This window comes from Salinibacillus aidingensis (assembly GCF_039522525.1).
Lineage (GTDB): Bacteria > Bacillota > Bacilli > Bacillales > Alkalibacillaceae > Salinibacillus > Salinibacillus aidingensis.
Genome location: NZ_BAAADO010000007.1, coordinates 153,481 through 163,978 on the forward strand (window position 1 = coordinate 153,481; position 10,498 = coordinate 163,978).

General features: G+C 41.7%; 11 protein-coding genes and 12 tRNA genes. 22 read left to right on the plus strand and 1 reads right to left on the minus strand.

Translation table 11 applies throughout. The features are described from left to right. The first annotated feature begins 189 nt into the window (after positions 1-189). From ABD006_RS15805 to ABD006_RS15845, 9 genes are all read left to right on the plus strand, one after another. Entirely contained in the window at positions 190-1,056 is an 867-nt protein-coding gene (locus tag ABD006_RS15805) for an RsbT co-antagonist protein RsbRA (RefSeq protein ID WP_343843144.1), read from the plus strand. 4 nt (positions 1,057-1,060) lie between these two features. Further along, positions 1,061-1,417 (plus strand): STAS domain-containing protein, encoded by a 357-nt coding sequence (locus tag ABD006_RS15810; RefSeq protein WP_044164401.1) that lies wholly within the window; start codon positions 1,061-1,063, stop codon positions 1,415-1,417. A 4-nt stretch (positions 1,418-1,421) separates the two neighbouring features. Then, positions 1,422-1,829 carry an anti-sigma regulatory factor gene (locus tag ABD006_RS15815; protein ID WP_425542238.1) on the plus strand — a complete coding sequence of 136 codons (408 nt, stop codon included), beginning with the start codon at positions 1,422-1,424 and terminating at the stop codon, positions 1,827-1,829. 10 nt (positions 1,830-1,839) lie between these two features. Beyond that, positions 1,840-2,832 carry a PP2C family protein-serine/threonine phosphatase gene (locus tag ABD006_RS15820; protein WP_343843146.1) on the plus strand — a complete coding sequence of 331 codons (993 nt, stop codon included), beginning with the start codon at positions 1,840-1,842 and terminating at the stop codon, positions 2,830-2,832. An 84-nt stretch (positions 2,833-2,916) separates the two neighbouring features. Next, a complete protein-coding gene (locus ABD006_RS15825; RefSeq protein ID WP_343843147.1) occupies positions 2,917-3,246 on the plus strand; it encodes an STAS domain-containing protein in 330 nt (109 codons plus the stop codon). Continuing rightward, positions 3,246-3,725 (plus strand): anti-sigma B factor RsbW, encoded by a 480-nt coding sequence (gene rsbW / locus ABD006_RS15830; RefSeq protein WP_343843148.1) that lies wholly within the window; start codon positions 3,246-3,248, stop codon positions 3,723-3,725. The genes ABD006_RS15825 and rsbW overlap by 1 nt, the downstream gene beginning before the upstream one ends. Continuing rightward, complete coding sequence (gene sigB, locus ABD006_RS15835; RefSeq protein ID WP_343843149.1) at positions 3,697-4,488, plus strand: RNA polymerase sigma factor SigB; 792 nt, start codon at positions 3,697-3,699, stop codon at positions 4,486-4,488. The genes rsbW and sigB overlap by 29 nt, the downstream gene beginning before the upstream one ends. After that, a complete protein-coding gene (locus ABD006_RS15840) occupies positions 4,485-5,087 on the plus strand; it encodes a SpoIIE family protein phosphatase (RefSeq protein ID WP_343843150.1) in 603 nt (200 codons plus the stop codon). The genes sigB and ABD006_RS15840 overlap by 4 nt, the downstream gene beginning before the upstream one ends. A gap of 169 nt (positions 5,088-5,256) precedes the next feature. Next, positions 5,257-7,428 (plus strand): Tex family protein, encoded by a 2,172-nt coding sequence (locus tag ABD006_RS15845; protein ID WP_343843151.1) that lies wholly within the window; start codon positions 5,257-5,259, stop codon positions 7,426-7,428. A gap of 13 nt (positions 7,429-7,441) precedes the next feature. On the opposite strand, the gene cmpA is transcribed toward ABD006_RS15845, so the two are convergent. Next, a complete protein-coding gene (cmpA, locus tag ABD006_RS15850) occupies positions 7,442-7,573 on the minus strand; it encodes a cortex morphogenetic protein CmpA (RefSeq protein WP_343843152.1) in 132 nt (43 codons plus the stop codon). Between the two features lie 764 nt (positions 7,574-8,337). On the opposite strand from cmpA, the gene ABD006_RS15855 reads away from it, so the two are divergent. The 13 genes from ABD006_RS15855 (at position 8,338) to ABD006_RS15915 (ending at position 10,387) form a co-directional block, all read left to right on the plus strand. Next, entirely contained in the window at positions 8,338-8,781 is a 444-nt protein-coding gene (locus ABD006_RS15855; RefSeq protein ID WP_343843154.1) for a SprT family protein, read from the plus strand. 189 nt (positions 8,782-8,970) lie between these two features. Further along, positions 8,971-9,045, plus strand: a tRNA-Asn gene (locus ABD006_RS15860). Positions 9,046-9,047: 2 nt separating this feature from the next. Next, positions 9,048-9,138: transfer RNA gene (locus tag ABD006_RS15865), tRNA-Ser, on the plus strand. 5 nt (positions 9,139-9,143) lie between these two features. Next, positions 9,144-9,215: transfer RNA gene (locus ABD006_RS15870), tRNA-Glu, on the plus strand. 31 nt (positions 9,216-9,246) lie between these two features. Next, positions 9,247-9,323, plus strand: a tRNA-Asp gene (locus ABD006_RS15875). Positions 9,324-9,333: 10 nt separating this feature from the next. Further along, positions 9,334-9,408, plus strand: a tRNA-Gln gene (locus ABD006_RS15880). 213 nt (positions 9,409-9,621) lie between these two features. Beyond that, a tRNA-Lys gene (locus ABD006_RS15885) sits at positions 9,622-9,694 on the plus strand. Between the two features lie 113 nt (positions 9,695-9,807). Continuing rightward, positions 9,808-9,892: transfer RNA gene (locus ABD006_RS15890), tRNA-Leu, on the plus strand. Positions 9,893-9,901: 9 nt separating this feature from the next. Beyond that, a tRNA-Leu gene (locus tag ABD006_RS15895) sits at positions 9,902-9,988 on the plus strand. Between the two features lie 67 nt (positions 9,989-10,055). Continuing rightward, positions 10,056-10,132: transfer RNA gene (locus ABD006_RS15900), tRNA-Arg, on the plus strand. A 7-nt stretch (positions 10,133-10,139) separates the two neighbouring features. Next, positions 10,140-10,216 (plus strand) — tRNA-Pro (locus ABD006_RS15905). Positions 10,217-10,231: 15 nt separating this feature from the next. Further along, positions 10,232-10,305 (plus strand) — tRNA-Gly (locus ABD006_RS15910). A gap of 5 nt (positions 10,306-10,310) precedes the next feature. Continuing rightward, positions 10,311-10,387, plus strand: a tRNA-Ile gene (locus ABD006_RS15915). The last annotated feature ends 111 nt before the right edge of the window (positions 10,388-10,498 follow it).

The window sequence follows — 10,498 nt, forward strand, 5'->3', positions numbered from 1 at the left end:
TGTGCCTTAGAATTCAGGCATGGCCGCGTTCGGCTCCGGTGACTGTCGAGACTGTCTTTCCAAACGGAGCTTCCGCCTAGTTAATATTCTTTTCTTTTTTTATATTAAATGGTACATTATAAAATGGATAGTTATTTAATTATTTAAAATTATTACATATATTTCAAAATATCGAAGGGGGCCGGTGATTTGGATAAACTTCTAAGAGAAATAGTATTGGAAAATAGTGATCAAATTGTTAAAAAGTGGTTGGAGGAGATTGAACGTAAACAAGTACGTGCTTACTCCGCTTCTATTTCCGAGGAGTTGTTTGAAAGCACCAACCGGGAGTTTGTGAACGTTATTTTTTCAAGTGTGGAAAAGGAAGGGATGCTGGAAGATTTACATAACTTTTCCGAGCGTTTGATTCAGTTGGGGTGGCCTTTAAGCTATCTTACGGAGGGTATGCAGGCTTTTCGCAGAGTAACCGTTAATTTTATTCTGGAGAGAAGTGAAGAGGTTGACTCGAAACAGTTCGCTGAGATTCTTGAAAGTGTCGATCAATGGATTGATCCGATTGTAAACTTCCTTGTTACTGAATACTCGGGAAACTGGGAAAATACCCTATCGATTCAAAGAATGGCCCTGCAGGAGTTATCTGCGCCTTTGATTCCGGTCATGGAAGGGATCACAGTCATGCCGCTTGTAGGTACGATTGATACCGAACGGGCTAAGCTCATTATGGAAAATCTTTTGGATGGTGTCATTAAACATAATGCAGAGGTCGTATTAATTGATATTACAGGTGTACCTGTGGTTGATACAATGGTTGCTCATCATATCATTCAGGCTGCTGAAGCGGTTCGGCTTATTGGTGCATCCTGCATATTGGTGGGAATTCGTCCGGAAATTGCCCAGACAATTGTTAATTTGGGTATTGATCTATCAAACTTCCCAACGAAGAGTTCCCTGCAGAAAGGGTTCAGGTCAGCTCTCGAGATTACTGGACGCCGGGTTGTAGATGTAGGCAAAGAAGATGACATAGAGGACATTCTGGATTCTTTAGGTAAGGAGTGAAAATTTGAGAATACCAATTTTGAAGCTGCATAACTATTTGCTGATTTCCATACAAACGGAGTTAGACGATAAGACAGCTATTCAGTTTCAGGAGGATTTATTAAACAAAATTCATGAAACATGGGCAACTGGTGTAGTTATTGATTTAACTTCAGTGGAAATTGTGGATTCGTATATTGCTAAAATACTAGGTGACGTAGTGTCAATGTCTGATTTAATGGGGGCGAAGGTTGTGTTAACAGGCATACAACCGGCTGTAGCTATGACTTTAATTGACTTAGGAATACATTTAAAGGATGTACCTACAGCACTGGACTTGGAACAGGGCCTTATTAAACTTAGACAGGAATTGGAGGAGTAATATGATGAGTAAACACTTCCAATCCTGTATCCCGATACAAAAAGAATGGGATATTGTTGCAGCGCGTCAACAGGGCCGGGATATCGCAAAGAAAATCGGCTTCGGTTCTGTCGATCAGGCAAGAATCGCAACAGCAATATCCGAACTGGCGAGAAACATCTATTTATATGCCAATAAAGGACAAATCTGCTTTGATTACCTGGAAGATATGGAACATAAAGGAATAAAAATTCTCGCTTTGGATGAGGGCCCGGGTATCTCAGATATAAGTAAGGTTATGGAGGATGGCTATACAACATCTGGAGGGTTGGGAGCCGGACTTCCCGGGATTAAACGGTTAATGGATCACTTTGATATTGATTCAGAGGAAGGTAAAGGTACAGAGGTGATTATTGAGAAGTGGCTTCGGTAAGGGGGGATAAATGGTCTTGGAAAAATATAAAAACTTATTAAAGAATTATTTGCAATCAAAGGATGAAACGGCCTTATATCGGGCGGATCAATTTAGTAAACAGTCCCTGCAGCAGGAAATCTCACCGGATGAGATTGTTCAAATACATATCGATGCTATGCAGGATTTATATCCGGATTTGCCTGAGGATATGAGACTTTCTCTTCATTTCCTTCTGGAGACCATGATTTCATATGGTATTGCTCACCACGAGTTCCGTGCTTTGCGGGAAAAACAGCTCGAGCTAAAGTATGAAATTGAAGTTGCTGCGAATATGCAGAACACCTTATTGAATACGGTAATTCCCGATGTTGAGGAGCTTGATATAGGAGCTGTATCTGTTGCGGCTCAGCAGATGAATGGGGATTACTATCATTTTATACAGGACCATCGTAATGTGGGGGTTGCCGTTGCGGATGTCATTGGAAAAGGAATCCCTGCAGCCTTATGTATGTCCATGATTAAATACGCGTTAGATACATATCCTGATAATCTTTCGAGTCCGAAGACCATTTTAAAATTATTAAACCGTGTTGTCGAACGTAATGTGGAACCTGGAATGTTTATTACGATGTTCTATGGCTTCTACAATGATGAGGACCATTCCTTTCACTATGCGTCTGCCGGTCATGAGCCGGGCTTATTTTATGATGCATCATCGGACAGCTTTGAGAAAATGGAAACAAAGGGGATTGTGCTGGGGGTAGAGGAAAATACATCCTATCAGCAATATTCCAAGATCCTCTCCGTTGGGGACATGATTATTTTGTTTACAGATGGTGTGACAGAATGCAGACGCGGAGATCAATTTATTCAGACGGAAGAAATATTGGATATTATCAAGCAATACATACATATGTCGGCACAGGAAATCGTTGACCATGTCTATCGGTATTTCGAACGATTACAGGATTTTGATTTACGTGATGACTTTACATTAATTATCTTAAGAAGGAATTCTTGAAAAACTTTAAAATAAAGGTTTAAAGATTCCTGTGAAAGGGAATGAACATAGAAGTTAGTAAAAATTTTTTTGGGGGTTCGGAACATGAATTTAAGTATTGATGTTTCTCGAACAGATGATATTCATCATGTGAAACTATCAGGTGAAATTGATGTGTATACCGCACCAAAACTCAAAGAAACCATCCTTCCGCTAACAAAGGAAGAGGGTGTTTCAATCAAGGTGGACCTTGAAAAGATCAACTATATGGATAGTACGGGTCTTGGTGTATTTATAAGCGGGTTAAAATCAGCAAAAGAAAATCATTCGGAGCTGATTTTGATGAATTTACATGAGCGTGTATATAGATTGTTTGATATTACCGGCTTAAAAGAAGTCTTCAAAATAGAAAATACGGTTCGGGGTGGAAAGTAATGCAGGAACCTTTTGACTTTATTGAGATTAAAATACCAGCGAAGCCGGAGTACGTTGGGATTGTACGTCTGTCTATTTCGGGGATAGCTAATCGTTTAGGATTTTCTTTTGAAGAGATTGAAGATTTAAAGGTTGCCGTATCGGAAGCAATCACAAACACAGTCCAGCATGCCTATCGGGGGGTGGAAGAAGGAGAGGTCACCATAGGGTTTGGTTTATACCATGATCGATTGGAAGTTATGGTAGCCGATCGTGGAGGCAGCTTTGATTTATCTGAGATCAAACAGGATATTGGTCCTTATAGACCTGAGGAATCCATTGATGGGCTTAGGGAAAGCGGATTTGGACTATTTCTGATTGAAGAACTGATGGATAAGTTAGAGATTAATAATGATTATGGTGTGATTGTGATTATGACCAAGCATCTCCATAAAAATGGGGTGGAACCTAATGACGGCGAAATCTCAACCACACAATGATTATGATGAAGAGGTTTATCAATGGATAGAAACCCTTCAAAAGAATCCGCAAAACGAAACTGTACATGAGAAGCTGGTTCTGGAATTTGAAAATTTAGTTCACTCCATTGCCAGTAAATATTCCAAGAACAGTTCCATCCATGAGGACCTTGTACAAGTTGGTATGCTGGGTTTGATGGCTGCCATTAAACGTTATGATCCTTCTGTAGGAAAATCCTTTGAAGCCTTTGCTATACCTACAATCGTGGGTGAGATGAAGAGATTTATCCGGGATAAAACATGGAGTGTACACGTCCCTCGACGAATTAAGGAGCTCGGGCCAAAAATTAAAAAAGCCGCGGAGGAATTAACTTCGAGTCTCCAATATTCTCCGTCTGTAAAGGAAATTGCTGAGCATCTTGGGGTCAGTGAAGAGGAAGTGCTCGAAGCGATGGAAATGAGCCAAAGCTATCGTGCTTTATCGGCTGATCGGAAAATGGAGTCAGATTCAGATGGGGGAAAGGTTTCCATTCTTGATTTAGTGGGTGCAAAAGAGGACGGATATAACCAGGTTGATTACAAAATGCTTCTGGAGAAATTAATGCCTGTTTTATCTCAGCGTGAACGTCAGATTATCCAGTTCATTTACTTTGAAAATAAAAGTCAAAAGGAAACTGGAGAACATCTTGGTATTTCACAAATGCATGTTTCCCGACTGCAAAGGCGTGCCTTGAGAAAGCTTCGAGAGGCCTTACAGTCGGATAGTCCGGAGGTTTTATTTTGAATGCAGAAAATCATCGTATGGAGGTATCTGTTTTCCAGGAAGCAAAAGGTGGAAATCATTGTAATGGAGACTGCTTCTTCTATAAAGAGACAGAACATCAATTTATTTCGGTTTTAGCAGATGGCCTTGGAAGCGGAATGGATGCAAAGGAATCTTCAAATGCTGTTATAGAAGTTATCGAAAATCATTATACAGAGTCTATTGATCAATTAATTAAACGGTGCAATGACAAGCTTATCCATAAGCGTGGGGCCGTATTAGGTGTTTTGAAATTGGATTTTAAAAATCATACGTATTCACTGACATCTATCGGGAATGTTGGTATCACCTTAATCCCTTTAAATGGCCAGAAAAAAAGGACCATTCCAACCCCTGGGTATTTACCGAGCTATGGTTATCCCTATAAGATTAAACGGGAAAAACTTGAACAGGGAAATGTCTTTTTAATGTACTCAGACGGGGTAGATGAACGAAAACTCTTTACGAAAATGACCAATTTTAATGATGTAACAGGAATCACAGATACTTATGCCAGGCTGCACAAGGAAACGCAGACGGATGATACAACTTTAATGGCCATGCGGTATAAGGCAGTATAAACGGAGGGGACCCTTTTATGGAAGGGTCTTTTTGTTTGTGAACGATTCTAATCCCTGTGACTTTAGACGGTTTTCGCTTTTTGCAGATCTTTTGGTAAAATGAGTAGGGTATAATAAAGAAAGAACCTGGCCATGAAGGCGGACTTATAGAAACCAAGGAGGAAGCAATTTGAAGGAAGCAACAAATGAACAAGTGATTGTTAAGGAAGTAAGCCAATCGTTGAAATTACGTGAACAGACCACTGAAAAAGTTATACATATGCTTCAGGAAGGAAATACGGTTCCCTTTATCGCCCGTTACCGTAAAGAAGCTACAGGTGGGCTGGATGAGGTTCAGATAAAAGAAATTGAAGATAAATATGAATATCAGGTACAGTTACATAATCGAAAAGAAGAAGTTATCCGGCTGATAGATGAACAGGGAAAGCTGACAGATGAACTGAAACAGGAAATTACAAACGCCAATCAGCTTCAACGGGTAGAAGATCTTTATCGTCCGTATAAGCAGAAGAGAAGAACCCGGGCCACCATCGCTAAAGAAAAAGGTCTGGAACCATTAGCAGAACAAATCTACATGAATCAATCCGGTGTAGATATCCAGGCAGAAGCTCCGGGCTACTTTTCGGATGAATATGAACTTGCCACAGTTAAGGATGTTCTGGGCGGCGTTAATGACATTATTGCTGAATGGATTTCTGATGAACCTAAATTCAGAGAGAAAATCAGACAGGATACCTTCCAGCGGGGTTTATTGGAAACGAAGGGTAAAAATGAAGAGCAGGATGAAAAGGGAATTTATCATATGTATTACGATTTCCAGGAATCTGTGCGTAAAATTGCCTCCCATCGTGTACTGGCTGTTAACCGGGGAGAAAAGGAGGACATTTTAAAGGTTTCCATCACTCCCCCTGAGGAACATATCCTGGCATATCTGCAGGATCAGGTGCTGGATAAGCCTAGTGTAGATGTCAAAGAAGTCCTGGTGAATGCGATACAGGATTCATACAAACGTTTGATTGGTCCATCCATTGAAAGAGAAATTCGCAATACACTAACCGAAGAAGCAGAAGAGCATGCCATTCAGATCTTTTCAAAAAACTTAAGGAACTTGCTTTTACAGCCACCGTTAAAAGGCAAAACGGTCTTAGGTGTCGATCCTGCTTACCGGACAGGCTGCAAATTAGCGGTGGTGGATGAAACAGGAAAAGCAGGGGACATTGCTGTCATGTACCCTACTCCTCCTAAGAATGATAAGGATGGCGCCGAGAAAATCTTTATGCGTATGATTGAGGCTTATCCGGTAGAGATCGTTGCGATTGGAAATGGAACAGCCTCCAGGGAAACGGAACAATTTGTAGCAGATATGATTCAGAAGCATCAGTTGGATATTTCCTATATTATTGTTAATGAAGCGGGAGCCAGTGTATATTCAGCTTCAAAGCTTGCCCGTGAAGAATTTCCGGACTTTCAAGTAGAAGAGAGAAGTGCTATTTCAATAGCAAGACGACTTCAGGATCCGTTAAGTGAGCTCGTAAAAATCGACCCGAAATCGATTGGTGTCGGTCAATACCAGCATGATGTCAGTCAAAAGAAATTAAGTGAGTCGCTTACCTTTGTTGTTGAAACCGTTGTAAACCAGGTAGGGGTGAATGTGAATACAGCCTCGGCATCTCTTCTGCAATATGTGTCAGGATTAAACAAAACCGTAGCAAATAATATCGTTAAATATCGAGATGAAAATGGCAAGTTAAACAGCAGGAAGCAATTAAAGAAGGTTCCCCGGTTAGGGGCCAAAACCTATGAACAGGCGATTGGCTTTCTGCGGATAACCGATGGCACAGAGCCTTTGGATGGAACACCGATTCATCCGGAGAGTTATGATCAGACAAAAGCGCTCCTGCAGCAATTAGGTTTGACTACAGATAACCTGGGTGAAGCTGATTTGGTAGATGCTTTAAATCAAATCGAAGTAAAAACAATGGCCGACGAGCTTCAAATGGGTGTACCGACACTTCAGGATATCATTGAAGCGCTGAAAAAACCGAAACGTGACCCGCGTGATGACCTGGAGAAACCAATTCTTAAGAAAGATGTTCTTTCAATGGAGGATCTAAAGCCTGGAATGGAGCTGCAGGGAACTGTACGAAATGTAGTTGATTTTGGTGCTTTTGTAGATGTTGGAGTAAAACAGGATGGCCTAGTGCATATTTCAAAACTGTCGAATAAGTTTGTTAAAAACCCACTGGATGTTGTTGCCGTCGGAGATATTGTGACAGTCTGGGTCGATGAAGTGAATATGGACAGAGAGCGTATTGCTCTTACCATGATTGAACCTCAGTAAATGGAAACACTGATTATGTTTGAGATTTTTCGTTATGGACAAATCTCCGTCGATAAAAAAACCAGCATTGGTTCAGCATTTTAATTTGATAAATATCCTTTTTGCGAAAAGCGTTTTGCATTTGCTTTAAAAACCAATTCGGCATAATACCCCCTCCGTATTTAATTGGTCTATTCTTATCTTATGCAAAACGACGGTTCAGGTTTATATGTATTTTATAGAATTGATAAAAAGCCTTCCCATGATTGGGGAGGTTTTCTTTTTACCTGAATTGGTATGAGTCACTGGTTTACGGTTTACGCCGGTCATGCACACATAAGCAGCTTGATCACGCATGAACTGGCCGTAACACCTCTAATTCAGGTTTTGAGGGTAACCCGACAAGACTAAGAGGGGGCGGCCAGTAAATTCCTGATAAGTTCAACTAATCATCAGTGGAGAACCCCTGATGGTTAGATTCCCTTTATGATAGTAAAAGGAAGAAGGGTCCGAACCATAATTTGATGCCTGTGAACAAATCATCCAGTAATTACCATAGAAATTGAGGCTAAAAAGGTATATAATCAGTAATTGTTGTTGAGAAGGACAAGTTTTGCCGGTACAATAGATTTATCACGTATTAACTGGCCGTAATACCCCTACTTCAAGTCTTGAGGGTACCAACAAGACTAAGTGGGGGATAAATGGCCAGTAAATCCCTGATAAGTTCAACTAACAAGAAAAGCGGAGGCGACCGGTTAGGCCCGACGGCATAAGCAGAATATCCGGAGTGGCTGTATTTTGGCCATGGAGGGTATTCTGCTTATGACCGCTTGGGCCTGGGAGCCGCAGCTGGCCAAATCAGTGGGGGATGGAGAAAACCCCCACTGATGGAAGTTTCACTTTATATGAATAAATTGAGGTTCCATTATGGATAATACCGAGCTATTGCATTTAGTGAAACAAATTTCAATAAAATACTTTAAAAAACCCTTTCCTGACGATGCAATCTTTAATAATCGTTTGCGAACCACAGGTGGAAGGTATCTGCCTTCAAAGCGCAGGATTGAAATTAATCCTAAATATCTGCGTGAATTAGGGATAGATGAGTTAACAGGGATTATTAAACACGAACTCTGTCACTATCACTTACACATTGAAGGTAAAGGGTATCAGCATCGGGACAGAGACTTTAGGGAATTACTTAATAAGGTCGACGCTCCCCGTCACTGCCGTGCGCTGCCTTCCAAGGAAAATGAAAAACGGCATCATTATAAATGTACGCAATGCGGGTTACTTTATAAAAGAAAACGCCAGATAAATCTTAGCAGGTATAGATGTGGAAAATGTAAGGGAAGGCTAAAAAAGGTTTAAAAAAGATATTGACGCAGGCTCCGAAAGCATGTTAAATTATATAAGCCTTAAACAAACAGCGTGTTCTTTTGAAACAGCGAATCCTCTTAGAAAAAAGCGAATAAAAAAGTTATAATAAGGGTTTGACAAAAAGAACGAAACGTTGTATTATGTTTAACGTCGTGATAATGACATTACATTTTAAAACATTCCACCGTAGCTCAGTGGTAGAGCAATCGGCTGTTAACCGATCGGTCGTAGGTTCGAATCCTACCGGTGGAGCCAGTGGAGAAGTACTCAAGTGGCTGAAGAGGCGCCCCTGCTAAGGGTGTAGGTCGCGTAAGCGGCGCGAGGGTTCAAATCCCTCCTTCTCCGCCATTTATGGCCCGTTGGTCAAGTGGTTAAGACACCGCCCTTTCACGGCGGTAACACGGGTTCGAATCCCGTACGGGTCATTTTCTCTTTTTATTGTAAATAAAGCTTATAGGTCCGGTAGTTCAGCTGGTTAGAATGCCTGCCTGTCACGCAGGAGGTCGCGGGTTCGAGTCCCGTCCGGACCGCCATTATAATTGTTGGGCCATAGCCAAGCGGTAAGGCAACGGGTTTTGATCTCGTGATGCGCTGGTTCGAATCCAGCTGGCCCAGCCATTTTTTATTTTGCAATAAAATAGCAGAAAGAGTTAAGACATTACTAAATACGAGCCATTAGCTCAGTTGGTAGAGCACGAACGAATAGGCTTCAAAGCAACACATCAGCGTACTGATCGAGAAGCATCCAGAATCATCTTGCTGAGATTAGGACGTCGTAGATGCATAATGTACGAAGATCCTTATCAAGACGAACCACTCAATTATAAATACGAGCCATTAGCTCAGTTGGTAGAGCATCTGACTTTTAATCAGAGGGTCGGAGGTTCGAATCCTCCATGGCTCATCAAGGAAGTTGTGGTAGGATTCTCACTTGCGGTTCCCCTTGCTTTTATTTTATAGAAGAAGGAAGTAAGGACTAGCCAAAGGCGTCGGAATCCTCCATGGCTCACCATCCTCGCGGGTGTGGCGGAATTGGCAGACGCGCTAGATTTAGGATCTAGTGTCTTTCGACATGGGGGTTCGACTCCCTCCACCCGCACCATTTTATTTTGCGGTCGTGGCGGAACGGCAGACGCGCTAGGTTGAGGGCCTAGTGGGGGTTTACCCCGTGGAGGTTCAAATCCTCTCGACCGCACCAAAAAGATTTAAAAAAACTTCTTGCAAAGATATTGTGGTTGTGTTATAATAAATCTTGTCGCAAAAAAGCGCCCGTAGCTCAATTGGATAGAGCGTCTGACTACGGATCAGAAGGTTAGGGGTTCGACTCCTCTCGGGCGCACCATTCGACCCGGGAAGTAGCTCAGCTTGGTAGAGCACATGGTTTGGGACCATGGGGTCGCAGGTTCGAATCCTGTCTTCCCGACCAGTAAAAATCAAATATGCGGGTGTAGTTTAGTGGTAAAACCTCAGCCTTCCAAGCTGATGTCGTGGGTTCGATTCCCATCACCCGCTCCATAATGGGGCCTGTAGCTCAGTCGGTTAGAGCGCACGCCTGATAAGCGTGAGGTCGGTGGTTCAAGTCCACTCAGGCCCACCATTAAAAATTACTATTTCGAACCTTGAAAACTGAACAAAACAACCAGTACGTCAATTCGCTATTTAAATAGCATTGATTTATGAGTGACAGGAAAACTTGTTTCTCAGTAAT

Bases quoted from the DNA above. Each gene is read 5' to 3' on its own strand.
- rsbW (WP_343843148.1), top strand. From the start codon at position 3,246: ATGCAGGAACCTTTTGACTTTATTGAGATTAAAATACCAGCGAAGCCG.
- ABD006_RS15825 (WP_343843147.1), top strand. From the start codon at position 2,917: ATGAATTTAAGTATTGATGTTTCTCGAACAGATGATATTCATCATGTG.
- ABD006_RS15815 (WP_425542238.1), top strand. From the start codon at position 1,422: ATGAGTAAACACTTCCAATCCTGTATCCCGATACAAAAAGAATGGGAT.
- ABD006_RS15855 (WP_343843154.1), top strand. From the start codon at position 8,338: ATGGATAATACCGAGCTATTGCATTTAGTGAAACAAATTTCAATAAAA.
- ABD006_RS15820 (WP_343843146.1), top strand. From the start codon at position 1,840: ATGGTCTTGGAAAAATATAAAAACTTATTAAAGAATTATTTGCAATCA.
- sigB (WP_343843149.1), top strand. From the start codon at position 3,697: ATGACGGCGAAATCTCAACCACACAATGATTATGATGAAGAGGTTTAT.
- cmpA (WP_343843152.1), bottom strand. From the start codon at position 7,573: ATGCCGAATTGGTTTTTAAAGCAAATGCAAAACGCTTTTCGCAAAAAG.